Raw genomic sequence first — 24,761 nt, 5'->3', positions numbered from 1 at the left:
TATTTTGTGGAAAATCCGTTAATTTATGCAGCCTTATGAGACAAAAAATTTTAAACATATCTATCCCGTTCGCGGCGCTGACTTTTCTGATTTTGGCAGAGGTGATTCATGCTCAGCCACAGCGTGCCTACGATCGGGGACTGGAAGAGCTCTACAGAAGTAATATTACCCGCGCTCTGGATATTTGGTATCAGGCATATGATGAAGAGGGGAGTGTGGATGCACGAATTGGTCTGGAGTATATCAGAACGGTTACGGACAGGGATTTACAGGAGTATTATGAGCAGGCAACAGAACTCTATTATCGAGCCATTACGGATGGTGAGGGGATGGATAGCCGCGTGGCTATTCGGCGAGAAATTGATCGAATGAGACCCATTGTGGGAGAAGGAATCTACAGGCAGTGGACTGAATGGTGGGAAGATGAAAATGAGAAATTGGGTTCTGATATGCGAGGATTTTGGGTTCAGGCAGATCCGACACCGGCCCGGACAGCCAATGAGCGCCTTATTGAACATTGGCAGAGAGTAAATGAAGCACAAAACCGATTCAATAAGAACAATAATACAGTTTACAATACCGATGACCGCGGAACCGTATTTATCCGCTATGGTGAGCCCGACAGATCTCAAAATGGAATTTTGACGCTTCAGAGTTTGAACATCCGGAACTGGCTTCAAAACCAAGTAAATCCCTATGCAGAAACTGAGCAAGCTGAAATGTCGGGTGAGGATGAGCACGAGCAGGAATTTGCACTGGATGTGCAAATAAATCGGTTGCAGGATGCTATTTATCAATTTCACCGATATCCTGAATATGAGATTTGGTTTTATGATGGAATTACAGAAAGCCAGGGAGAACCCCTGATTTTTGTTTTTGGTACAGACGTTATTACAGACGAATTTAAAATTCAGCGGGGCATTGAGAATTTTATACCAGAACGGGCTTATAATTCGGAAAGAGAAAGGCAGGATGATGGAGTTGAGTTCACAAGGGCAGGTTTAACACCCGCGCTGATGTTGCAACTGCTATACTACGAACAACTTGCACAATTGGATTCCTACTTTGAATCCAGGTTGAACAGTCTTCAGGATCGAATTTTAGAACAGGGTGGTCAGGCGTTTCGCGGACTTGATATGGAGTTCAGATCCGAAAGTGTTGATATTCTAAATCAAAGAGTAGGGAGTGCCCCGGTAGAGGAGTCAACCTTTGCCGATCAGATACCGGATATCCCTTTAAATGTGTACCAATATCGTTTTTTGGATGAAAATCTGAACCCTAAAATTCTCACATTTATTGAAAGCAGTGCCAGGGAAGCTTTTCTGATTGATTATCACCGAAACCGTGGAAGATATAATGTTAATGCAGCTGAACTTCAGGATGGAAGGGATATCAGTGAAATTTTTACCTACTACGATTTAAATCACACGCTTCAAATTTACGATGAATCATGGAATGTTGTGGATTCTGAAGTCCATAATCCCCCATTGATTTTAGACAGAGGAGATAATCGAAATCGATCGCGGACTATTATTGAGCAGGATCATAACGGAAGGTCAAATCAGGCGGCTTCAGTAGAACTTTTGAACTATAATCCGGATACCAAAGCCGTATATGAAACACCATTTAACCCTGCCCTAAGAGGGTTAGGTAAGCATCAATACCGGCAGCCGGCTCCTCTTAATGCCGATGCCGATTCACTGGAAATGGCCGACCTTGTTTTAGGGTATCAAAAAACGGATCAGTTTACAGAACCATTTCCGTTTATTGTTGCTAACGATCGGGTTGTTCCATTTGAAGAGACGCTGGTTCTCCATTTTGAGGTTTACAATCTCGAGGCGCGGGATGATGGATTTACTCAATTTGAACTGACCTACCGAATTCTACCCGTTGATGAGGCCGGAGATGTGCTGACGGATCAAACCGAATTTGTGCTTACACTTAATTTTGTAAATGAGTACGATCGTGTAGTTGAAGATCTGGAGATTGAAACGGCTGAGCTTTCTCCGGGTTTATACGACCTGCAAGTTCATGTAGAAGATATGGTAACCGGTCAGCAGAAGAACCGGTCTGTCCGGTTTGAAGTTGTCGCCGAAGAGTAACAATAGGTTTGGAGCAAAGAGAAGACTATTCAGGTAAGGAGCTATGATTTGGCTTCTAAAGTCAAATTCTGAGATCGAAATCCAATCTTACTCTAAACCTTCCCAGCCTTCAGCTCTCTTTTCGCCGGCAGGTATTGCAACGTCCAGCCTATTTTGTATCGGGGGCAGTTGACAGGTTGTGAACAGATTGTAAGCACAGGGAGGATTATACATTTTGTTAAAATCAATAATCGTGTAGTCACTTCCCTCTTCAGGATAATCGATGTAGATATAGCGGCCGGCCTGATACGTCTCGGTCTGATTTGTAAGATCTCCTACAATAAGAAACATCTGGTCTTCGCCTTCCAGGGCATCCAGCGTATATACGTCGCCGTCTACAGAAAATTCGATGGACCCCGGAGTCGGCGTATCAACCAATTGCCCCAAAACATTAACAATGGATATGGTTTCGCCTTCGGTGGCGGGTTCAAATTTAGCATTCAGGTGCCATTCAGGATCCAGCGGATATCGGTCGAATCCTGTAAAGGCATCCACTTTAGGGTTATCCTTGTTGTATAAGCGTATGCCCATCAAATCTTCCCGTTCAATTATCAGCCATTCCAGAGACCAATACTCAATATTGAGTGCTTCCTCCCCATCATAAATCTCCTTTTGTCGAAAAGTACCGTCTTCGTACTGAAACTCAACTCCGTCGGCAGCCTGCAGGCGAACCTTGCCTTTAGTTAAAATGAATTCACCGGCATATTCGGGCAGTGTACTTTCAGGAAACTGGATATCTACCCGGTCTCCTGATCCAAAACTGTTTTCACCTTCTTCGAGCCAATACATTCCTGCAAGACGCATCCACCCGGTGGGATTGGTGAGACTTTCCATCCGGCCTTCTTGCCAATCTGCAAATTGTTCCTCGTAATTATCGGGCAAAGGAGCTTGCCCTAAATCTTTGCGAGTGCAGGAACAGAGAAATAAAATTGCTATCGAGAGAAATAGAATTCTATACATCATGCCATAATAAACCCATTTCATCGGGAAGAACCAATGAAGGAGAGTAGATGATCAAAATTGAATCTATCTGATGGGTAACTGAATACTGAATTTTGTACCCTTATCTTCACTGCTTTCAACGGATATGGAGCCATTATGGTGCTCAATGATCTGTTTTGCAATAGAGAGTCCGAGTCCGGTTGTCGATTCCCCGCGGAGACCCTCACGTTTTGCTTCCGTAAATTTATCAAATAGATTTGGAATCAGTTCACCAGGAATTCCAATACCACTATCTTCAACTATGATTTTCAAGTGTTGGTTGTCGCTAGCAGCCGAAACCTGAATCTTACCGCCTTTAGGAGTAAATTTGAGAGCATTGGAGGTCAGATTGTTTAACACCCTAATCATTTTACTTTTATTCATCTCCATTTCAGGCAGGTCTGAATCAGTTTGGATGACAAACTCAATTCCTGCACTTTCAGCTTTCACTCCAAAAGAATCCTGGAGACTTTGAAGGATTATAATAGGCTGGATAGTCTCTTTCTCGATGCTGAAACCCTCATCCTCCAGAGACGAAATTTCAAGGAGCTCTGCTGCAAGATTGAGTGCAGATTCCAGCTTTTCATTTGCGGCAGAAATGAGCTTTCTGTGCTCAATATCTTCAATCTCTTCGAGTAGGATACTGTTTAGCGAAACGCCTGCTGATATCGGATTTCGAATGTCGTGTACAATGGTGGAAACCAGCCAGTTTTTTTCATCGATCAACTGGCGAAGTTTCTTTTCCGTTTGTTTACGCTTCGTAATGTCCCGGCAAACCGCATAGGTTTTTTCTAACCGCCCGTGGGTGTCGTATTGATAGCTCACATGGTCTTCCCGCCAGATAAATGAACTATTACCGGTTTGGGCCCTGAACTGGTAGGTTCCGGATTCGGCTTTTTCACTAATTTTTTGTTTGAATTCAGATTTAATACGTGGTTTGTCATCCGGATGAATAACCGGTCTCAGAGATCCGCTTGTGGCTTTGATATAATCTTCAAACGTATCGTAACGCATCAGTTTTAGAAACCCGGGGGAGACAAATGACGTAACTTCCTTGTCGATAATGATAATCCCATCTGATGAGTTTTTAGCCATCAACTCATACTTGTGCTGAGTTTCAGCAAGCTTTCGTTCAGTTTCCATATGATCGGTGATATCCTGCACTGTGCCGAAAATTGTGTCTGTATCACCATTCTCATCTTCCGGCTGACCAATGCATCGGATCCATTTTGTAGCACCGCTCAAACATTTAATCTGGTAGATCCCTGATTTTGACTCGTTCTCTTCAATAATTCTGTTCAGACATTCTATGTACTGTTCCCGATCGTGCTCTGATACAAAACGGTTCAACAGTTCAGTTATATCAGAAAGTCTGCTCTCCTTGATTCCAAAGATGTCCCTTGAGTTTTCACTGAGTTGAAAAATGGAACTGTCTTTGTGATAAGTCCAAACTCCAATCTTTGCAGTAGACAGCGCGCGATCGAGCAAATCGTTTTGTGTAATCATATCAGAATGGTAAAATCAGTAATTGATTACTGTTTTAAATGAGCAGAGGCGTATAATTTACGTCTTTTTTTAAGCCTTAAATAGATAGGTGAAACACCTATTTATTGCTTAGTAGCTTTTGCCTATATAAATAGAAGCGTTTGTTTTCGTTGATTGGTTTACACCTTTTAAAACCTTTCTTTTAAACATTTTTGATACAATCAGAATAATCTAATATTCTGATTTACAAATAGTGAGCATCAAAATTAAACCCTTCCATATATGATAATTCGACACCTGTCACTTTCATTCTTGTTTCTTTTACTGGTTTTAAATGCAATGTCCTGCGCCGAGACAACGTCATCAGATGAGGCGACGGTCATCACCAATGCCACGATAATAGACGGAACCGGAAGTGATCGGTTTACGGGGGATCTGCTTATCCAGGATGGTGTTATTAAGGAGATTGGAACTGTAGATAGAGATCGTTTCCCCAATGCATCCATCATTGATGCAGAAGGCAGAGTTGTAGCTCCGGGTTTTATTGATTTGCATTCACATGGAGATCCATTGGAAACTCCGGATTTCGAAAATTTTCTATCAATGGGCGTAACTTCGATCAGCCTCGGGCAGGATGGGCGAAGTGCTGCTGTAGAGGATGTAGATAGCTGGATGAGAAGTGTAGATGAGGTTGGAACCGGACCAAACATCCTTCATTTTAAAGGACACGGGACGCTTCGCCAACTGACGGACTCACCGCAAGAGCCGGATCTGCCGGAAGAGAAACTGGATGAGATGATGTCCCTGATGAGATCATCAATGGAGGCCGGTTCATTTGGGATGTCCACCGGGCTGGAGTATCAATTTGGCCGATATACCACGATGGATGAGCTGACAGCACTGGGCGAAATCGTTGCAGAATTTGATGGTGTGGTAATGAGCCATGTACGTAATGAAGATGATGATCAGGTTGAAGAGTCCATCAGGGAACTGATTGAACAGGGTGAAAAGTCCGGGGCAAAAGTTCACGTATCACATATTAAGATTGTATATGGAAATGACCCTTCACGGGCGGATGATGTGCTGCAGGTAATGAATGAAGCACGGGAGCGAGGAGTGGAAGTTACGGCAGATGTCTATCCTTATGCGGCAAGTTTTACGGGCATCGGCATTGTGTTTCCTGACTGGGCTACAGAGGGAGATTACGATCAGATTGTTGCCGATAGAAGAGAAGAACTGGCTGAATATTTGAGAAATCGAGTTAACATGAGGAATGGCCCTGAAGCTACACTTTTTGGAACAGCTCCATGGGCAGGGATGACGCTGGCAGATGTTGCTGAAGAGCTGGATAAACCGTTCGAAGATGTGTTGATTGATGATATCGGACCGAGAGGAGCAAGTGCGGCATATTTTGTGATGAATGAAAATGTGATGCAGAGATTTTTACAGGATCCATTTGTGATGGTCAGTTCAGACGGCAGTCCGACGATGCGCCACCCGAGAGGATATGGAAGCTTTGCCAAAATTATTAGGAAATATGTGGTTGAAGAAGAGCTGCTGACACTTGAGGAGGCCGTATTTAAAATGAACGGGCAGTCGGCTGAATTGCTGGGTTTAAGTGATTCGGAAAAAGTGGAAATCCCGCGCGGAATGATTAAGGAAGGCTTCGCAGCTGATCTGGTAATTTTTGATCCTGAGCAGGTGAGAGATACCGCTGATTTTGAAAATCCACACCAATTAGCAGAAGGATTTGAGTGGGTGCTTGTAAACGGAGTGGCCGTAATTGAGAACGGTGAAATAAATGAGAATCGTCCGGCGGGAGTGATTCGAAGGAGGTAAATCCCGGCAGACCGTTTCCCGCGGTCAGATGAGGAAGTGTTGTCTACTCATGGCACGACTTTGAGGCGTGCCACGAGTTTGGTAAGCCCTGAAAGCGTCTAGTTGTAATCACATTATTATTCAACGCTAACATCACAGACCTGTAAGCGTCTGCAGCGGAGCGGAAGTCCTGACAGCGTCGAGTATCATATCGGAAACCGCACAGTTTCAACGCTGACAGTAATCCTTCAAATGTAGCCGGATACGCTTTCAGGTTGATTGAATTCACCCTTAAGAAGTGAGATAAATGATTTTCAGGTTGGACTTCCCCTCCTGTGCAAGGAGGGGGTTAAGGGGAGGTAGAGAAATCAGGATCTTAATAATTTCGTGAATTTGAAGTATATGCTCATCCTACCTGTTTGGTGCCTGCTGCCGGCCACATTAATAACCAGCCTCTCTATCCACCTTATGCAGCAGGTCCATTCCCGAGAGCATCCGCTTGTAATTTTCCAGGATTAACTCTGCCGACTCCTGAGGATCGGTCACCGATGCAATATGTGGAGTTATAGTGATCTTCTTTCGCCCCCAAAAAGGGTGGGATTCAGGCAGTGGTTCCTCAGAAAAAACATCCAGTGTTGCATGGTGGATGAGATCTGTATCCAATGCGTAGATCAAATCCTCTTCGACCAGATGTTCACCTCGCGCAGCATTTATTAAATAAGCCGGCTGTTTGAGTCCTTTAAACAGGTCGAGGTTTAGGATACCGCCGGTTTCGGGTGTTAAAGGAAGCAGGCAGATAGCAATATTTATTTTGCCAAGAAAAGCGCCGAGTTCATCCTTTGTGTAGCAAGTCACACCCTCAATCGTCTTTTTCGTCCTTGACCATCCGCTGACGTTAAACCCATTTCTAACCAGTATTTTAGCTACTTCTGATCCAATCTGGCCCAACCCCATAACACCAACAGAAATCTCTGCTTTCTTAAGCGAATCCAATGGTTTCCAAACAGTCTTTCGCTGCTGGTCGAGGTAGTTGTCTGTTCTGCGAATGATATTCAACACAGCAGTGAGAATATAATCAGACATCTGCCCGGATAGGGAAGGGGCGACTATTCTGGTAAACTGAATCGATTCGGGAATGGTATCGTCACTTAACAGGTGATCCACACCGGCGCCAAGAGAGGAAATCACTTTCAAATTGGGAAACTTCTCAAACAGATTGGCCGGATGTCGCCACGCAACGGCAAATTGTACACGGTCGGGGTTGCTGACGCCCGGCCAAATATCTATTTCAATATTTGGGTCGAGCTCAAGCAGCGCTTCTTTGTATGGTTTTAGATCTCTGTTTTTAGATACGAGTAGCAGGGACATCGAGGATTGTTATGGTTACAGATTTTACACTGTTAAAAATAACAGAATTCTGACGTACGTGCGTACATTTTTAAAATTCAGATTTTATGAAATAGGAATTTTCATTTTAAATGTGTGGAAAAGCACAAAAATTGAGTAGGTACACATCTGTTTTTGGAATGAATGGTACCGATAGCTTCTAAAATCAATCTTCCCAACCGAATAGGTTACCCAAAAAAAATGAACGAAGAATTGTCATTTAACATTAATCACACATATATTGGATATGTGTGTTAACCTAAATGGATTACTATGAAAGCAGCTATCGCCTACCCCGGAAATACCGTAACGGAACCTCAATCTTCAGGAGTGAACGAAACCGGATTTCCATCTCCGGCAACGGATCATCTGGAAAACAGGCTGAATTTACATAAACATGTAGTTAAGCACCCAACATCTACTTTTTTTAGCCGGGTTGAGGGTGAATCGAATTCACTGCTTGGGATTCATAACGGAGATATTCTTGTGGTAGACCGTTCCCTGGCGCCCAAGAATGATTCGTTAGTACTTGCTGTATTGGATGGAGAGATTACAATATGTCGTGTAGAACGGCAATTTGATGAGTGGGTTCTGCTTCTTGGGGATGGGAGTCATCGCCCGATCAGTTTTGGCGACGAAACAGTAATCTGGGGTAAAGTAACGCACATCGTCCATGCTGTTTAGTCTTGTCTACTGAGGATTTCTTATGCCTTCCGCATTTGCTCTGATCGATTGTAATAACTTTTATGCATCATGCGAACGCGTGTTTGATCCGTCATTACGAAATCGCCCTGTTGTGATTCTTTCAAACAATGATGGCTGTGTGATTGCCCGATCCAATGAAGCCAAAGAGTGTGGAGTGGGAATGGGAGTTCCGGAATTTAAAGTACGCCCCGATGTAAAACGTCATAATATTGCGGTTTGCTCCTCCAATTATGCACTATACGGTGATATGAGCCGGCGGGTGATGGAGACCATTCAAACTGTTACGCCCAACATGGAAGTGTATAGCATTGATGAAGCGTTTGCGGAAATTTCTGGTCGAGATCATCAAGATATCATCGAAAAAGGTAAAGAGATCAGGAGAAGGGTTTTGCAGTGGACGGGGATTCCGGTTTCTGTAGGATTGGCCCGGACTAAAACGTTGGCAAAATTAGCCAATGAATCGGCAAAATCTGATAAATACTCAGGCGGGGTGATGGCTCTTCGTTCCCATCGGGAGCATCAAACATTGCTAAAGAATACGCCTGTTTCTGAAATCTGGGGAGTGGGTAGAAATTATTCGAAAACTTTACAGAAGCACGGAGTAGTTACTGCCTGGAATCTGATTCAGCAGCCCGACTCCTGGATTCGGAGTAAGATGAAAGTGACCGGTTTGCGAATGGTATGGGAGCTGCGTGGCCATTCCTGTCTTGAGATTGAACATGCAGTGGATCAGAGAAAAGGTATTTTGAGCTCCAGGTCATTTGGCAGACCGGTGTATGACCTGAACGATCTGACAGAGGCTGTTTCAACATTCACGGAGCGCGCATCCGAAAAATTGAGAAAACAGAACAGCTTGACCGGGATGATTACGGTAACCCTTGTAACCGATAAATATTCAAATCCCGGATTACCCTATAAATTTGGGCTGAGCGTGGATCTGCAGACACCAACCGCAGATTTATCCACACTGATCTCCGTTGCAAGAATGTGTGCTGTACAACTTTTTGAGAAAGGGAGGAAATACAGAAAAGCGTGGGTGATGCTCACCGGATTGGTGCCGGACTCCGAGATTCAAACTTCACTCTTTTCAGAGGTGGATTACTCAAACAGAAAAAAATCCCTGATGGAGAGTTTAGATCACATCAATTCAAAATTTGGTAAACGAACACTTCATTCGGCTTCCACCGGGATCGATCAGACCTGGCAGATGAAACAACAGTTTCTGAGTCCAAGATACACAACAAGGTGGGATGAAGTTTTAACCGTTCGTGCGTAATAGTTGTGATATCGTATTTTGTAGCCGTGTAATTATTCATCTTTTTACATATTCGATTGTTAGATTCTTATAGTTAACCAGAACAAAACCGGAATCAATGCTAAAACAATTGCTACAGAAATCAGTACATCTACTTCTTTTCTCTACAATGCTTTCCGTGATCTTCCTCAATCAGGCTGCTCAGTCTCAGGGACAGTTTACTTTCGAGGATGTCATGAAATTCGAAGACATCAAATCACCAACCATTTCTGATGATGGAAACTGGGTGGTATATGGTGTCTGGCCTGAGGTTGGCGATGGTGAAGTGGTGGTGAAAAGTGTGAACGGCCGCCAGGAGTTTTCAATTGAGCGAGGTGCAAGTCCTCAAATCAGCTCTGATGGAAAATGGGTTGGGGCTCTTGTTCAGCCTCCGTACATCGAGGCGCAAAATGCTGATAATAATGGCCCTAAACAGGGTTTGGCACTACTGAATACGTCTTCAGGAGAGACAATGGAGTTTGAAGAAGTACGAAGTTTCTCTTTCTCGAATGATGGTCGTTGGGTAAGGATCAATCACCATCAAACTGAAGAGGTGAGTAAAGGTGAGTTTAAAAACTCTGAAATTGGTTTGCCGGTGCAGATTCTGAATCTGGAGAATAATCGAGAGCAGATGTTGCCGTTTGTGAACGAAGCAGCGATGGACAGCACATCGTCCTATTTAGCTTACTCTGTTGTGGATACATCAGGTAAGGGGAATGGATTGTACATGCTGGATCTGAAATCAGCAGACGGAGGAGTTCAGAAAATAGCCGGAAGTGAAAATTCATTCTATTCAAATCTTACATGGGATGACAGTGAATCCGTTCTGGCATTTACAGAAAGTGCATTTGATCCGGAATTTGAATTTTATCCTTCAGATGCATCCATTCAAACCTGGACGGCAGCAAATGGAGAACTAGAAACTCATCTGAATCCGGATGATGTGGAAGAAGGTTTCAGATTGAGGTCGAATAACAACCTCACCTGGACAAACGATGGAAACCGTCTTTTTTATGGTGTAATGGATGCCGAGATGGTTGCACTCGACGAACATAAAGAGGAGGCGGACTCTGTGACTGTAGAAAATCTGTACGACATTGACCGAATTATGAAAGATATTGAAGGCAAAGTGTGGCATTGGGATGATCCACAAATCAAAACACAGGAGAAGGTAACTTGGGAAAGAACGAAAAATCACCTCTTTACAGCGGTATATCATTTAGATTCCGGAAGATCAGTTCAGCTCGCCAATAAAGAAATTCCTGATGTAGGACCGGTTCATCATCCGGGTAAGGCATTGGGTTCGTCTGATCTGCCTTATCAAAAACTGCGAACGTGGGATGGTACTTATCGGGATTACTATCTGGTTGATCTGCAATCAGGTGAAGCGGAACAGTTTCTGGAGCAGCAGCGATTTGGCGCGTCACTGTCGCCAAACGGGCAATATGCAGCCTGGTTTGACGGTGATGACTGGCATCTGAAGCATACCGAAAACGGTTCAACAAGAAATCTCACAGCGGATATTGAAACACCTTTCTTTGATGAGGATAACGATCGTCCACAGCCATCCGGTTCGTACGATATCGCAGGCTGGACAGATGATGACCGTGCTGTTTTGATTAATGACAAATACGATATTTGGCAATTTGATACGCAATCCGGCGAATCGCTTAAAATTACAGAAGGGCGCGAGGAGAATCGGATTTTCAGAATCCGCGATCTTGATCCGGATACAGAGACATATGCACGAAATGAGCGATTACTGCTTACCATGTTCCATGACTGGAATAAAAGCTACGGATTTTATGAAGCGCGTGTTGGCCGAACCGGTACCGATCAAATCATGGAAGACGATAAACGTTTCAACATTGTGGCTCTTGCAGAGGATGATGACGCAATTCTGTTTACACAGGAGACGTATCAGGAGTATCCGAACTTGTGGGTGGCAGCAGACCGCCGGTTTCGCAATCCGGCTAAAGTGTCGAATCTGCATGAAGATCTACTGGATCGATTTGCCTGGGGAGAAGCGGAGTTGATTGACTGGCTGAATATGGATGGTGATACCGTTCAGGGAATATTAATCTACCCGGGAGATTACGATCCGGATAAAAAATATCCTGTGTTTATCTACTACTACGAACGTTTTTCGCAGCGTCTACACGATTTCAATACACCCGTAACCAATCACAGGCCTAATCTTGCGCAGTATGCAAGTGACGGCTACGCTGTATTTCTGCCGGATGTATGGTTTGATGTTCCCATTCCGGGATATTCAGCAACCAAAAACCTTGTGCCGGGAGTTCAAAAGCTGATTGAAATGGGTGTTGCAGATCCGGACGCGATTGGTCTGCACGGTCACTCCTGGAGTGGTTACCTGACAGCTCAAGTAGTAACTCAAACAGATATTTTTGCCGCGGCTGTCGCAGGTGCACCTGTGGGTAATATGACCAGTGCATACAGCGGTATTCGCTGGGGATCGGGTCTTGCTCGACAGTTTCAGTATGAACAGACTCAGAGTCGGCTGGGTGTGAGTATGTGGGAGAATTTAGCGCCTTACATCGAAAACTCTCCGGTCTTCTTTGCAGATCGAATCAATACTCCGATTATGATTCAGCATGGAGATGCTGATGAAGCTGTGCCGTGGTACCAGTCCATCGAGCTTTATCTTGCGTTGCGTCGTAACGGTAAAGAATCCGTTTTTCTACACTACTACGATGAACCGCACCATCTGCGGAAAATGGCGAACAGATTGGATTATGCGATCAAGATGAAAGAATACATGGATCACTATCTGAAAGGCGTACCCGCTCCTGCCTGGATAACGGACGGAGTTCCCTATCGCGGTGAATAGATTTTTTAAAAACCTCCGGATTTAAAAGTTCGGAGGTTTTTAGTTTTACCCAGTGGGTAAGCTTCACTTGTTGAATGAATCGAAATTTCTGCCTGTTGTAATTAATAAGAATAATGTGAAGAAAAATTGGTCGAAAAATGGAATGGAATGTCTATTTAGCCGGTGAGATTCATTCAGACTGGCGCGAAGAAATTGAGGAAGGAGTTGCGAAGGAAAATCTGCCTGTAGAAATATCGGCTCCTGTGACAGATCACCCTGCATCGGACAATGTGGGCGTGGATGTGTTGGGTGAAGAGGAGAAGGATTTCTGGAAAGATCACAAAGGCGGAATGATTAATGCCATTCGCACCCGAACCTTAATTGAACAGTCTGATATAGTAGTAGTCAAATTTGGAGAGAAATATCGCCAATGGAATGCTGCATTTGATGCCGGATACGCTTCAGCACTTGGGAAAAAGTTGATTGTGATGCATCCGGAAGAGCATACACATGCCTTAAAAGAGGTCGATGCGGCCGCCTTGGCTGTTTGCCAAACTCCTCAGCAGGTTGTCGAAATTTTAAAATATGTGACAGTTAAGGAGTAGAGCAGTTAGTAATGGGTGCCCGACAGGCGGTAAAGAGTTTGCTCTGCCTGCCAAAAGTGTCGTCTTTGATGTGCCGACATTACCAGGAAAAGCTCGGTAAGGGACATGGGAAGGATTTTAAAAATCGGGTGAAACCCTTTTATCTTATTCAGATCTGCTTGATTTGATCTCAAATCTTCCAAAAAGTCGATAGCCATTTGGTTGGTTTCTCTCAAATCTGAAGTGGCTTCCTGCATTCCCATGTCAGAGGAAATCTTCGGGTACATCGGAGCCAGTGTTGGAATTTTAAGCTTATACGGAGGCTCCATGAATCGAATCAATACTTTGGAGATCAGTTTCGGCTCAAAGCTTGAATGATCGGAGGTTGGTCTGTTGCTATCTCTGATAATCTGATCAATATTACGTAAGTAGAGATTATTAAATCTTCTAAGATGTCTGAAGATTTCGTTTGCACTCCATACATTGGGGGCAGGTTTGAGCAGAAAGAGGTCTTCCGGCGCTTGTGTCAAGTCCTCAATCCGCTGAAGGGCATCTGAGTATTCGGAAATAATATCTGTATAACTATATGATTTACCCATCTGACAGTTTTTCTTTTAATGCTTGGACTCTTTCATATGATTCATGAATACGATCTTCCGGGATTTCTCCGGACTGTATACTATTCTTGATGATTTCAACAGCTTTTGGGACAATCTCAGGGTCATAAATGGAGTTGTTGCCAAACACTAAGATATCAACACCGGCATTAATGGTTTGTATGATGGCCATTTCAAGTCCGTAAAATGACCGGATTGCTTCCATCTGCATATCATCCGAAAAAAGTACGCCTTCATACCTGAGTTGATCCCGCAAAAGGTCAGTTTGAACGGTTCTGGAAAGTGTGGCCGGAAATTCAGTGTCGAGATTTTCATTAAACACATGAGCCGTCATTATGGCGAAATTCCGATCGGATTCGATCAAATTTTGATAGGGCTTTAGTTCAGAATCATCCCATGTTTCTGTAACATCGGCCATTCCCACGTGAGAATCATTCCATGCGCTACCGTGCCCCGGGAAGTGTTTAATGACGCCGATTATGCCATTTTTTTCAAACTCATTCAGGAAAATAGAAGCGTGCTTTGTTACCAGATCCGGATCAGCACCAAAACTTCGTTCAATTGCACCAATAACCGGATTTTGAGGATTTGTATTTAGATCTACTACAGGTGCAAAGTTGATGTTAAAGCCGAGTTCATTTAATTGTTCACTCATGGAAGAAGCGTAGGATCGAGTTGTGTCAGTATCATCGATTTGTCCCAAATATTGAGCTGAAACGTGTAGCTCAAAACCTCTGTCCGGCTTCAGTCTGGCAACTCGTCCACCTTCCTGATCAATTGCGATCAGGAGTTGTTTATCGGATAGCTTCTGCAGTTCTGAATTAAGATTGAGTACTTGTTCAAACGATTGAATATTTCTCTGCGGAGTGGATGTGGGGACATCATAATCAAATAGAATAACACCGCCCAGATGATAATCCTGAATATCTCTTATTATGTGACTGGTGTCTTCAATGGCAAATCCCTTGAATCCCACCATAAGAAGTTCTCCAATTTTTTCATCCAGAGGTATAGTTTCATCTGTTACAGGCTGACTGCAGGATGTGTTACAAAAAAAGAGAAAAATTAGTAAAAGAATTGAAAAGTGAAGTTTTTCCATCAAATTAAAAAAATATTAAGTGTTGATATTATTGATTTTACCGTTTTTTAACAGGCGGCAAATAAGACCATATATTAAAACTTTTTAACCTTTTATTTTGTAACAAAATATTGGTGGATTACTCTTGTAAGTGTAAGTAACGATATATCGACTGAATATTGACATAAAAGCCGTACGTAAGCAAACCGAAATACACAGCAATTTTGTAGGGATTTTCGGACAGAACTTAATAGATTTAGCAACTTCGAAGAAGGTAAAAAGTTTATATAATTGAAAATCCTCAAATATAAAGTACCAAAGGTTCATAGGGGTTTGAATAGCACCATTCAAATGTGTGACAAAATAGTTGGCATACAGAGAATAAAGATTAGCAATCGAAATTTTACGCCAATACGATCAAATTGATAGATATGATTGAGAGCAATACAAATAAAGAACTTGAAGAAAAGATTGACCAATATGTAAGTGGAAATCTTAATGAAAATGAAATTGATGAACTGTGGTCTGAAATTATTTTTGATGACTACTACTACGATTATTTAAAAACCGTAGCCAGTTTGAAAAGCCTGGCCAATGGCGAAAGAAAACAGAATATTCGATTTCTTACTCAAAGACCTGTATTTCAATGGATTGCAGCTGCAGCCATTGTTATTATTGCATCCGGTTTAATTCTCTTCAACGTATATAACGAACAAGAATTTGCAGTTCAACCGATTGGTTCTATTGAACTGGATTATTACAGATCGGCAGAGGGTGTTACTGAATCTACAGATGTTACTGAAATTATCATGTCTGTAATAGCTGAGGCTAACAGAGGAAATATCTCATCAGCAATTTCTATTGTTGATCAGCGATTGTCTGACATTAGCACTCCGGAAGGTAAGGCCGAACTGCTCGCTACAGCAGGATCTATATATTACAATGAAGGAATGTATACTGAAGCTGCGGATTACTTTGAACGCTCTCTTGATTATGAGATTGAAAATATCATAATCCAGGAACAGAGTTATTGGTATTTAGGAAATACATATTTTCAGCTGAATCGAATAGAAGAGGCTAGAACAACACTGGAAAAAGCCTATCAGTTGAATGGAGCTTACAGCCGAGTTGCCGAACGTTACATTCAGGCGCTCGCCTCTGAATAAGCAATTATTTAAATCACATTTAAAACCCGGTCTCATCAAAATTTGAAGCCGGGTTTTTTTTATGCAAAAGATTTACGGTTTCAAAGAGGGGATATAGTAATTAAGCAATGGGAGAGAGTTGGTGAAAGAGTGTTAACAGATAAAAAGAGTGGGGGAATAGTGCGGGACTGTTATTTGCCAGAATGACTGAGTGGTAAAAGGAGTGAAATCACCTCTTAGATTTAGAATTTCAGGCTGCCAGTTTTTGTTTTCGGCGACCGGTAAAGACTAAACCTGACAAGAATACCAATGCTAAAAGTAGAGTACCTGCAAACCATTTGTTACTGTTTACAATTGGCCGGTTGTCTCCATTCAGAATGTAAGGTCCCCAAAAGTGCGGGTTTGCATTTTTATTTTTAATGAAATGAACTTTAGCGAGCTGAAGAGCTCTGGATTTATTTTCACCGTTATTCAGATGTTTATAAAATTCTTCAGCAAATTCAGCTGCATACTGGTCATTTACGGACCAGGAATTAAGTACGAGGCTTTTCGCTCCGGCATACCTGAGTGCCCTGCTGATTCCCATTACACCACTTCCCTGTAGAAATCGGTCGCCACCGGATTCACAGGAGTTAAGCATAATCAGATCATTTTGCAGATTCAGGTCAAACAGTTCATACGCAAAAAGCCGGCCTGTGAGAACCTGTTCAGAGTTTTCAGTCTCATCGGCATAAAAATGGAGTGTTGAGAAAAGAGGATCACTTTCTGACACTTCACTGTGAGTTGCCATGTGAAGAATTTTACTGTTACCGGCTGTTTGTTGAAATTGGCTAACAGTCGCAGACTCATTAATAAATGTCCGGTTATTATTTAAACGGTTTAACTGCTGATTAATAGAGGAAATTTCCATTGGTGCTTTGGGAAGTGATACCAAGCTTCTTGATGTAGCCTCATTCTGGAAGTCGTCTACGCCAAAACCTGAAAAACCGAACTGATGATCTGTTCGTACAGCTCGCTCCGTCATATCTTTTAAACTGTTCAGATTTCGAACTTCAGCTTCTTCAATAAGATATTGTGCAGAACCGTAACTGTAGGGAGAAATTGGTGACTGGACCGGGATAACACCTAATGGCAGCTGATGGAAAAATCCATCCGGCATCACAATGATAGAATTAGAATGGCTTGCAATATCGTCTATGTTAATTAATTGTCCTATCTGGTATAATTTATCCAATTCAGTTCTTCCCACCAGAATAGACTCAGTAGCAGCTTCAAAAAGTTGTCGATTTTCGTTATTGAGGGGTAGTTTCTTGATTTGTAAATCGTCTCTTTGTAAAACTGCCAGAAAGATATTTTGTCCAATTTCAGTGAGGTGCAGTAATGTTTGTGAATCTCTAAGTTGACGTTGAATGGAGAGAATATTAACCGGTTCACTTTCAAGTCTGTTTTGGTCCGATTCAGTTAACGATTTTCGCTCGGCTGACAAACGGGCAAGCCTGTTTTGGAGTGTAAGACGGTTGTCGTCATTCGACGTTAAAATTTCTCTTCTTACTCGATCCATCTCCTGGGTTAGGTTTTGAATCTCTGTAAGCGACTCCTCACTTTGTCTGGAAGATCGGACCAGTGGATTCTCAGTCAGGGTAGCATCGTTGATGGTTTTGATACGATCAAACAACATCAGAGCATCAGTGTACAGCTCATTATCCAGGAGAAAATCGGCATATTTTTCAAACAGGTAAAGATAATCTTCTTCGACGGTCCAATATCCGGATTCGGCTTCAGAGGTATTTCGTGAACGTTCAAACACTAAATCAGCTGCTTCTGAATACAACCGGTCTGCTTCCAAAGGATCACCAAAATGCTGAGCAATCTGTGCTTGAACGGTTTGAGCTAGAATAAGAACAGAAAATTCGAGATCAGTCATATCATGAGCTCGGACCTCACGCATAAGTTGTCTTGCCTCGAGAGGGTCTCCTAGTTCCAGATTGATCTGCCCCAAACGAATCATTGCTTCTAAGTATCTAACAGTATCCGATTGACCGCCGGTTATAGCAATTATTTCATTTAAAACGTTGAGACTTTCATTAAACCTTTTTTCACGCTTTAATAATTGAGCTCTTTGAAATAAAACTCTAAGTTTAAATCTAGGTAATGTGTTGTCATCAACGAATGAATTTGCTAACTCTAAATATCGAAAGGCTGCTTCACTATCGTTAAGACTATTATATGTGAAATCTGCTTTTGATATGTGGATTGAAATTAACTCGTCTTTATTTTCAACTTTATATGCTAAGTTTGCAGCTTCGTCAATATATTCAGTAGCCAATCTCCAATTTTTGTTTTGTGCATAAAAAATGTGAAGATTTCTTAAAATCCTACTTTTGAAATCATGATTTTCAAGTTCATCTGCTATTTCAAGAGCTTTTAATTGTGTTTCAATATAATTTGAGGATTCACCGGTTTTGTAGAGTACAAGACTTAAATTGTTGTATAAGCTAGCTTGAAATGATAAAGGCAGATTTTCAGCCTGATCCAATATGGATAAAAATGTGTTCTTAGCTTCCTGATATTTCCCAATTTGATAAAGATACCCTCCGTGGGAAGCTAAGATTGAGTTCAATGTGGAGTTGAGCTCAAGGAAACTACTGATTGGGATGGTAAATTTTCTCTGTGTTTCAAGGCTTTTATCCACATATCCCAATCGATATAAGGCAAATTCAGCACCCCACAGCAAGTTTAATTTTATTTTTGAATGCGGTAAGTTTTGGAGATGATGAAACTCATTGTAAAGTCCATTGATGGATCCATACTCGCCGGTTTCGTAGTATGCCTTTAGAATGGATGCAATTTGATAGCTTTTACTTGTTGTGGGGATAACAGATGATCCACCGGACTGTTGCCAAAGAGCTTTGACCTGATTGAAAAATTCATCTGACGTAACGTTATTGTTGCTCACGTGGAAAGAAATCAGGAAATGTTCAAAACCAATGATTGAATTGGCAATGCTTTTTTCGTCTAATTTTTCTCCGTCTTTAACAAGATCATTTAACTCCCTGAGACCTAAACCCGGGTAGTTGTTATAGAAGCTCTCGTAAATCTCTGTACGTCTTTCGATATCTTCTTCGAGCAGCAAATATGAAAGGAGCAAATGTTCATCTTCAAGATGGAAACTCATTTGCTGAATGTAGTCCTTTAAGTCACTATTCCCCTGTAAATAACTCTTGATTTGTTCATCCACAATGTGATCAAGGATCACGTCCTGATATTCATCCGGGCTTGAATAGTAAAGTGTGCCCGTAGCCCATACGGTTTCAGAACTGACCTCACTATTAATTTGCTCGTCCAGGAACTGATGGATATAGTCTGTCCATGAGTCTGAATAGACAGAGATAATGAGCAGTAATAGAGAGACTTTGAACATCAAAAGAGCTTAGATAAAAATAGTCGTAATCAAAAATACTAAGATTACAAGTAATATCAGTCGGTCATTTCTGGTTTGACGATAATGGGGTCCATGTCATTTCCGCCTTTTTGGTCCCAGACGTCCCCGGCTTTTTCTACGGTGGTGATGTTGTCGTTGTTCTCTTCGGGCAGGTCGATGTTAGCGTCTGTAACAGTTGCACATCCGGCGAAGAGCAGTGAGAGAGTAAATAGAGCGGTGATCAGAGTTTTCATAGCAATCGGTTTTATTGAGTTAAGTATTGAGCGTATGGTTAGAGAGAGTTAGTTAGTCGGTCATTTCTGGTTTGACGATAATGGGGTCCATGTCATTTCCGCCTTTTTGGTCCCAGACGTCCCCGGCTTTTTCTACGGTGGTGATGTTGTCGTTGTTCTCTTCGGGCAGGTCGATGTTAGCGTCTGTAACAGTTGCACAGCCTGCAGCTAAGAAAAGAGCAAATGCAGATAAAGATAATTTTGAAATCACTGTTTTATAAGTATCCATGATAGTTTTCATGTTAGTTTAGTTAATCATTAAGTGTAAAAGTCCTTAAGAACAAGAGTAATTTGTATCTATTATGTTACAAAATAAATTGTAAGTGAAATAAAGTTAATTGTCTATGGATGCATTGAAATTTTAATAAATTGATTTTGAAAACAGATGTTATTTACAAAAATCATTTGTACTCTTTGAATCGGTTTATATATTCTTTTTGCGGACTCTCAAATGGAATGTTAATATGGTTTTGGTTTATAACCAGGGGAAATTTAACAGAATAGGAAACAGTTTTGGCCAGAGTTGATTATTCGGAATTGGTAGAAGCTATACAAAATGGGGACGATTCAACGGCAAATAGGCTGCTTGATGAACTTATGCCCAGGATTGTAGACTATCTGGTTGTTACCATGAGTGCCGACAGAAATGAAGCCCGGGAATGCACTCAGGAAGTATTTACAGAAGTTTATGATCGAATTCGAAAAGATAAAATTCGCGAGCATAAGTATATTTTTCGATACATAACTCTATCTGTTAAAAATGAATATGTTCGATACAAAAAGTATCAACATCGTTTTGCGGCACCTGATGAAGCGTATGATCAAGCTGAACCTGCAGAGCAGATTCGGAACCTGGTAGATGAGGAACGAATGCAGCATCTGGAGGAGTGTCTCTATGAACTTGACCGTGAAAGTCGTTCACTTATTCAGTATATGCTTAAGCACCCGGATAAAAGCAGTAAAGAGTATGCCGACCACTTTAATATTTCCAGTGGGAATGTTCGAATTCGAAAATCCAGAATATTGAATATTCTTCATCACTGCTATAAGAGGAAATCTTCTAAATAGGTTTTCAAAAAGGAATCGTCACAGAAAGTGCAGTACCCGTAAATTGGATGTTTTCAAGACTCTCCATTAAAGGACGACTTTGATTCTTGCTTAACAGGTAGAGAATGACATCAAAGGTAAAAAGAAATCCACCCTGAACGATCATTGACTGTCCGTAGCCAACCAATCTGTCACTCTCCTTGCGCAATCCCCTTTCCCATAAGTAGGCTCCGATGGCCATATATCCCACATCGAGTCCCGCGTTGAACAGGAGGATGTTTTCAAAATTGTGGAACTCCCTCACGGTTTCAGAAAGCGATATATTTGTAGAGGAGTTGTGTAGCCCATAGTAACCAAAACCGGCAATACCCAGATTCACGGTATTCCACATCGCATTCATTTGGTGAAAATATTTTAGGCGACCATTTGTTTGAGTCATGCCAATTCCCCCGATAGCCAGATTGGTTATAGCCCATCCGCCCAATATAAACATTCCGTTACTGTTTAAGCTTAGTCGATCCTGATTGATCTGCTCTAAGTCGAGTGTGGAATTCTGAGCAAAAGACCAGCTTGCAAAAAGAATCTGTATCAGTAAAAAAAGAAAGAGGGATTTTTTCATGATTTTGGAATGAGTGTGAATATTTTTCATAAACCGAAGTGAAAGGTGGTTTCATTCATTTTGCCATATTTAATTCGATGACTTTATTCCCAACAATGGGGTAAATCTTTTGATCAGATTCAACCTGAATGATATGTAATCCCGTAAATTCGCCAAATGCCGGAAGTATGATTTGATCCTTAGATATTGAAAAACACGGCAGGCGATGATTCTGTCTGCCTTTGCTGCTAATTTTTATACCCGGATGAATGTGTCCTGCAATTGATGTTAATTCGCTATTTGAAGTATAACTGGATGCATCATGCATGAAAACAAAAGGATCAGCCTCCAGAAGCTCAACAACATTTATTTGAGCGTGCCGGTAAAAGGAGGTGTGCAGTTGATCGTGATTTCCCGATACCAATGTAATTTCTAATTCAGGATAGGAGTGCCTCCACTCCTCAAATTGAAACCACTCCCGGTTAGCACTGCTGTGAAAGAGGTCGCCAAGAAAATAAAGATGTACCGGATTCAAAGTGTCTATAAGATGCGACAATCGATCCAGATTTTTAAGATTGGCTTTTGCAGGCGCCGCTATTCCCGACTTTCTGAAGTGCCCTGTTTTACCTAAATGAAGGTCGCTCAGTATGAGATACTGTTTTTCCTGCCAGAAAAGTGCTTTCTGCGGTAAAAGAAGCAGTTGCTGATTTTGGCATTCTACTATTTTAGAACCTTCGGGAATCATAATGAATTAATCTTTTTCAAGGTTTTTCTGCATTTTCAAAATACGGTCAAGCAGCTTTTCTGATGAGAGCCTCTCTCGCAAACGATCCACGTAAATGGGGAAAGCAAGCGGAGAAAAACGATCGATCTCTTTTACCACAACCTCTTGCCGGGAAATACGATTCAATGCCCGACGCAAACGTGACTCGTCCAGTTGCTGGCTCAAAACTTCGTCGTATGCCTGCTGTAGTAAAAGATGATCGGGTTCATACTCCATAAACACATCAAAAAATAGCGAAGAGGACATCTGTAGATGTTTCCCCGCTTTTTTGTTTCCGGGAAATCCGGAAAAGACAAGTCCCGCAATTTGACTGATTCCTCGAAATTTCCGCTTAGCCAATTCAGTATCGTTCAAGCTGCTTAAAATATCCCTGATCAGATTTTCTTGTGAAAAAAGGTTATTAGCCAAAGCTTTCTGAATGGGAATATCCTGATCGGAAAGAAGCTCGAACCCGTAGTCGTTCATTGCAATGGAGAACGTAATAGGTGTGATTTTTGATATTCTGTGGGCAACCAGTGCAGACAGTCCTTCATGAACATAGCGCCCTTCAAATGGGAAAAAGAAGCAGTGACAACCCTCTTTTGACCACGATTTTTCAATTAAGAATTGATCGTCGTTTGGAATGACAGATCTTCTCTTTTGAATATCCAATATGGGTTGGATGGCTTGTAGGTCTTCACTTTCAGTATCTCCTAGAGAAGCTTCCCGGAATTTTTCACGAAGCAGCTGAGACATATTGGACGACAGCGACATTCTGCCACCAAGCCAGCTGGGTACTTTGCTGGAAGCTTTCTTTGTTTTCCGAACAAATACAGTCATGTTTTTGATTTGCACCAGTTCCAGATTTCGTCCGGCGAACCAAAATGAATCGCCCGTATTTAATTGGGAGATAAACCACTCTTCAATTCTTCCCAGATTTCCTCCTTTGAGATATTTTACCCGAAGCATCGTGTCGCTGGTGATGGTGCCGATAGACATTCGGTGCCTTTGGGCAATCTTCCGGTCATTTACTTTCCAGGTTCCATCACTGTCAATTTCTGTTTTGGAGTATTCATCGTACCGGCTGAGTGAAGCGCCACCTGTATGAATGAAATTAAGAATAGAGCTCCACTCATCATCACGAAGGGTTTGATAAGTAAACGTCTTCTTTACCTCATCATAAATCTGATCCGGTTGAAAGCCTTCCGATACGGCAAGTGTGACGAGATATTGAATGAGCACATCAAAAGGTTTCAGAATCGGGATCCGGCTTTCAACTTCGTTTTTGTCTATGGCATCCTTGAGAGCAGCAGCTTCTATCAGTTCCAGTGCATTGGTGGGTACAAACCAGATGTTACTTTCAGCCCCTGGGCTGTGACCACTTCTTCCGGCTCGCTGAAGAAACCGTGAAACTCCCTTGGGGCTGCCAATCTGTATGACTTTATCCACGGGCCGGAAATCGACTCCCAGATCGAGACTGGAGGTACAGACAACGGTTTTTAAAATTCCATCATGAAGGGCATCCTCAACCCAGTTGCGTATATCGGACGAGAGTGACCCGTGGTGAAGAGCGATGGTGCCGGCAAGCTCAGGCTTGGCTTCCAGGATATTTCGAAACCATATTTCGGACTGAGATCGGGTATTGGTGAAGATTAAGGTTGATCCCGGCTCATCCAGAAGTGGCAGAATTTTTGGTAACAATTGAATGCCTAAATGGCCTGACCATGGAAATCTCTCTACATCATCCGGAAGAATAGAGTATGCGTGAATTTTTTTCTGGATGTCTGTTTTCATGATTTGTCCTGTTTTGGAATGTGCAGGACCTAAAAGAGTGTCGCGGGCTTCTTCCAAGTTTCCAATGGTTGCAGAAATGCCCCAGACTTGAAGATCGGGGTTCATTCCACGTAAGCGGGAAATTCCCAGTTCTGTTTGTGTTCCGCGCTTGGAGCCGATGAGTTCATGCCATTCATCAACCACGACCGTTTTAAGATTTCTAAATCTTTTTGGGTAACCTTTTTGAGCTAACAGGATGTGCAGGCTTTCCGGAGTTGTGATCAGAACTTCCGGCATCTGATTCTTCTGCTTCTGTTTAATGGAACTCGAGACGTCGCCTGTTCGCCGCTGAACGATCCATTTGATACCCATATCGACTACGACCTCCAGCATGGCCTGCTCAATATCTTTGGCCAGTGCTCTCAGCGGGGTAATCCACAGTAGTTGCAGTCCGTTGTTTTCCCGATCTTTGTAGGAGTCCGGATACTCTTCAACCCATCGGATTAATGAGGGAATAAATAGTGCTAAAGTTTTTCCGCTTCCGGTTGGGGCATTTACCAAACCACTTTTGCCATCCGCCATCACTTTCCAGACATTTCTTTGCCATTCAAAAGGTTGTTGACCTTTTTCTGCAAACCATTTTTCTACAATTTGTAATCCGTGGGGCATTTTTGTGAATAAATCGATGCAAATCAGGTAATGGTAATTATTACTGCTTTCCCGCCGTTCCTTTACTTATTAGGCAAAATGTTGAAAATCTCCTTGAAAATGGTCTGAAAAAACGACAACATGAAAGCGCTTC

The 24,761-nt window shown here is 42.2% G+C and carries 19 protein-coding genes; 8 read left to right on the top strand and 11 right to left on the bottom strand.

Annotated features, from left to right (window positions below):
- The first annotated feature begins 35 nt into the window (after window positions 1–35).
- The gene (locus CWD77_RS10640; RefSeq protein ID WP_101073558.1) at window positions 36–2,102 is read left to right on the top strand and encodes a GWxTD domain-containing protein; all 2,067 of its coding nucleotides are present in this window, start codon (window positions 36–38) and stop codon (window positions 2,100–2,102) included.
- Window positions 2,103–2,189: 87 nt separating this feature from the next.
- Here CWD77_RS10640 and CWD77_RS10635 read toward each other — a convergent pair whose 3' ends face one another.
- On the bottom strand, window positions 2,190–3,104 hold the full coding sequence (locus tag CWD77_RS10635) for a DUF1684 domain-containing protein (protein ID WP_165779133.1): 915 nt from the start codon (window positions 3,102–3,104) through the stop codon (window positions 2,190–2,192).
- A gap of 63 nt (window positions 3,105–3,167) precedes the next feature.
- Window positions 3,168–4,628, bottom strand: a complete 1,461-nt coding sequence (locus CWD77_RS10630) for a PAS domain-containing sensor histidine kinase (RefSeq protein WP_101073556.1) — start codon at window positions 4,626–4,628, stop codon at window positions 3,168–3,170.
- Between the two features lie 261 nt (window positions 4,629–4,889).
- On the opposite strand from CWD77_RS10630, the gene CWD77_RS10625 reads away from it, so the two are divergent.
- Window positions 4,890–6,446: an N-acyl-D-amino-acid deacylase family protein gene (locus CWD77_RS10625; RefSeq protein WP_206018002.1), complete on the top strand. Its 1,557-nt coding sequence runs from the start codon at window positions 4,890–4,892 to the stop codon at window positions 6,444–6,446.
- A 420-nt stretch (window positions 6,447–6,866) separates the two neighbouring features.
- On the opposite strand, the gene CWD77_RS10620 is transcribed toward CWD77_RS10625, so the two are convergent.
- Entirely contained in the window at window positions 6,867–7,793 is a 927-nt protein-coding gene (locus tag CWD77_RS10620; protein WP_101073555.1) for a 2-hydroxyacid dehydrogenase, read from the bottom strand.
- 291 nt (window positions 7,794–8,084) lie between these two features.
- Here CWD77_RS10620 and CWD77_RS10615 point away from each other — a divergent pair, with 291 nt between their 5' ends.
- The 4 genes from CWD77_RS10615 (at window position 8,085) to CWD77_RS10600 (ending at window position 13,245) form a co-directional block, all read left to right on the top strand.
- On the top strand, window positions 8,085–8,495 hold the full coding sequence (locus CWD77_RS10615) for a LexA family protein (RefSeq protein ID WP_108722895.1): 411 nt from the start codon (window positions 8,085–8,087) through the stop codon (window positions 8,493–8,495).
- 22 nt (window positions 8,496–8,517) lie between these two features.
- The gene (locus tag CWD77_RS10610; RefSeq protein ID WP_101073554.1) at window positions 8,518–9,792 is read left to right on the top strand and encodes a Y-family DNA polymerase; all 1,275 of its coding nucleotides are present in this window, start codon (window positions 8,518–8,520) and stop codon (window positions 9,790–9,792) included.
- A 109-nt stretch (window positions 9,793–9,901) separates the two neighbouring features.
- Window positions 9,902–12,661: a S9 family peptidase gene (locus CWD77_RS10605; RefSeq protein WP_240596771.1), complete on the top strand. Its 2,760-nt coding sequence runs from the start codon at window positions 9,902–9,904 to the stop codon at window positions 12,659–12,661.
- Window positions 12,662–12,798: 137 nt separating this feature from the next.
- Window positions 12,799–13,245 carry a YtoQ family protein gene (locus CWD77_RS10600; RefSeq protein ID WP_101073552.1) on the top strand — a complete coding sequence of 149 codons (447 nt, stop codon included), beginning with the start codon at window positions 12,799–12,801 and terminating at the stop codon, window positions 13,243–13,245.
- A gap of 5 nt (window positions 13,246–13,250) precedes the next feature.
- Here CWD77_RS10600 and CWD77_RS10595 read toward each other — a convergent pair whose 3' ends face one another.
- Both CWD77_RS10595 and CWD77_RS10590 read right to left on the bottom strand, forming a co-directional pair.
- Window positions 13,251–13,823, bottom strand: a complete 573-nt coding sequence (locus CWD77_RS10595) for a DinB family protein (RefSeq protein WP_101073551.1) — start codon at window positions 13,821–13,823, stop codon at window positions 13,251–13,253.
- Complete coding sequence (locus CWD77_RS10590; RefSeq protein ID WP_101073550.1) at window positions 13,816–14,940, bottom strand: glycoside hydrolase family 3 protein; 1,125 nt, start codon at window positions 14,938–14,940, stop codon at window positions 13,816–13,818. The genes CWD77_RS10595 and CWD77_RS10590 overlap by 8 nt, the downstream gene beginning before the upstream one ends.
- Window positions 14,941–15,350: 410 nt before the next feature.
- On the opposite strand from CWD77_RS10590, the gene CWD77_RS10585 reads away from it, so the two are divergent.
- Window positions 15,351–16,085 (top strand): tetratricopeptide repeat protein, encoded by a 735-nt coding sequence (locus CWD77_RS10585; protein WP_101073549.1) that lies wholly within the window; start codon window positions 15,351–15,353, stop codon window positions 16,083–16,085.
- A gap of 229 nt (window positions 16,086–16,314) precedes the next feature.
- Here the strand turns inward: CWD77_RS10585 and CWD77_RS10580 are convergent, their stop codons facing one another.
- Genes CWD77_RS10580 through CWD77_RS10570 form a run of 3 tightly spaced genes read right to left on the bottom strand, consistent with a single transcriptional unit; the run spans window position 16,315 to window position 20,019 of the window.
- Window positions 16,315–19,485 (bottom strand): CHAT domain-containing protein, encoded by a 3,171-nt coding sequence (locus CWD77_RS10580; protein WP_101073548.1) that lies wholly within the window; start codon window positions 19,483–19,485, stop codon window positions 16,315–16,317.
- A gap of 56 nt (window positions 19,486–19,541) precedes the next feature.
- Entirely contained in the window at window positions 19,542–19,739 is a 198-nt protein-coding gene (locus CWD77_RS10575) for a hypothetical protein (RefSeq protein WP_101073547.1), read from the bottom strand.
- A 52-nt stretch (window positions 19,740–19,791) separates the two neighbouring features.
- On the bottom strand, window positions 19,792–20,019 hold the full coding sequence (locus CWD77_RS10570) for a hypothetical protein (protein ID WP_101073546.1): 228 nt from the start codon (window positions 20,017–20,019) through the stop codon (window positions 19,792–19,794).
- 272 nt (window positions 20,020–20,291) lie between these two features.
- On the opposite strand from CWD77_RS10570, the gene CWD77_RS10565 reads away from it, so the two are divergent.
- Complete coding sequence (locus tag CWD77_RS10565) at window positions 20,292–20,846, top strand: RNA polymerase sigma factor (protein ID WP_101073545.1); 555 nt, start codon at window positions 20,292–20,294, stop codon at window positions 20,844–20,846.
- A gap of 4 nt (window positions 20,847–20,850) precedes the next feature.
- On the opposite strand, the gene CWD77_RS10560 is transcribed toward CWD77_RS10565, so the two are convergent.
- The 3 genes from CWD77_RS10560 to CWD77_RS10550 are packed head-to-tail and all read right to left on the bottom strand — an operon-like array spanning window position 20,851 to window position 24,628.
- Window positions 20,851–21,444 (bottom strand): DUF6992 family protein, encoded by a 594-nt coding sequence (locus CWD77_RS10560; RefSeq protein WP_133120219.1) that lies wholly within the window; start codon window positions 21,442–21,444, stop codon window positions 20,851–20,853.
- Between the two features lie 55 nt (window positions 21,445–21,499).
- Window positions 21,500–22,168 (bottom strand): ligase-associated DNA damage response endonuclease PdeM, encoded by a 669-nt coding sequence (gene pdeM, locus CWD77_RS10555; RefSeq protein WP_101073543.1) that lies wholly within the window; start codon window positions 22,166–22,168, stop codon window positions 21,500–21,502.
- 6 nt (window positions 22,169–22,174) lie between these two features.
- Complete coding sequence (locus tag CWD77_RS10550; RefSeq protein WP_101073542.1) at window positions 22,175–24,628, bottom strand: ligase-associated DNA damage response DEXH box helicase; 2,454 nt, start codon at window positions 24,626–24,628, stop codon at window positions 22,175–22,177.
- Window positions 24,629–24,761 lie beyond the last annotated feature (133 nt).

Source organism: Rhodohalobacter barkolensis, from assembly GCF_002834295.1.
Classification (GTDB): domain Bacteria; phylum Bacteroidota; class Rhodothermia; order Balneolales; family Balneolaceae; genus Rhodohalobacter; species Rhodohalobacter barkolensis.
This window is presented reverse-complemented; position numbering and strand designations above follow the sequence as displayed.

Excerpts from the sequence above, each read along its gene's own strand:
- CWD77_RS10620 (WP_101073555.1), bottom strand. The coding sequence starts at position 7,793 with ATGTCCCTGCTACTCGTATCTAAAAACAGAGATCTAAAACCATACAAA.
- CWD77_RS10590 (WP_101073550.1), bottom strand. The coding sequence starts at position 14,940 with ATGGAAAAACTTCACTTTTCAATTCTTTTACTAATTTTTCTCTTTTTT.
- CWD77_RS10615 (WP_108722895.1), top strand. The coding sequence starts at position 8,085 with ATGAAAGCAGCTATCGCCTACCCCGGAAATACCGTAACGGAACCTCAA.
- CWD77_RS10560 (WP_133120219.1), bottom strand. The coding sequence starts at position 21,444 with ATGAAAAAATCCCTCTTTCTTTTTTTACTGATACAGATTCTTTTTGCA.
- CWD77_RS10640 (WP_101073558.1), top strand. The coding sequence starts at position 36 with ATGAGACAAAAAATTTTAAACATATCTATCCCGTTCGCGGCGCTGACT.
- CWD77_RS10600 (WP_101073552.1), top strand. The coding sequence starts at position 12,799 with ATGGAATGGAATGTCTATTTAGCCGGTGAGATTCATTCAGACTGGCGC.
- CWD77_RS10585 (WP_101073549.1), top strand. The coding sequence starts at position 15,351 with ATGATTGAGAGCAATACAAATAAAGAACTTGAAGAAAAGATTGACCAA.
- CWD77_RS10635 (WP_165779133.1), bottom strand. The coding sequence starts at position 3,104 with ATGATGTATAGAATTCTATTTCTCTCGATAGCAATTTTATTTCTCTGT.
- CWD77_RS10570 (WP_101073546.1), bottom strand. The coding sequence starts at position 20,019 with ATGAAAACTATCATGGATACTTATAAAACAGTGATTTCAAAATTATCT.
- CWD77_RS10580 (WP_101073548.1), bottom strand. The coding sequence starts at position 19,485 with ATGTTCAAAGTCTCTCTATTACTGCTCATTATCTCTGTCTATTCAGAC.
- pdeM (WP_101073543.1), bottom strand. The coding sequence starts at position 22,168 with ATGATTCCCGAAGGTTCTAAAATAGTAGAATGCCAAAATCAGCAACTG.
- CWD77_RS10625 (WP_206018002.1), top strand. The coding sequence starts at position 4,890 with ATGATAATTCGACACCTGTCACTTTCATTCTTGTTTCTTTTACTGGTT.
- CWD77_RS10575 (WP_101073547.1), bottom strand. The coding sequence starts at position 19,739 with ATGAAAACTCTGATCACCGCTCTATTTACTCTCTCACTGCTCTTCGCC.
- CWD77_RS10610 (WP_101073554.1), top strand. The coding sequence starts at position 8,518 with ATGCCTTCCGCATTTGCTCTGATCGATTGTAATAACTTTTATGCATCA.
- CWD77_RS10550 (WP_101073542.1), bottom strand. The coding sequence starts at position 24,628 with ATGCCCCACGGATTACAAATTGTAGAAAAATGGTTTGCAGAAAAAGGT.
- CWD77_RS10595 (WP_101073551.1), bottom strand. The coding sequence starts at position 13,823 with ATGGGTAAATCATATAGTTATACAGATATTATTTCCGAATACTCAGAT.
- CWD77_RS10630 (WP_101073556.1), bottom strand. The coding sequence starts at position 4,628 with ATGATTACACAAAACGATTTGCTCGATCGCGCGCTGTCTACTGCAAAG.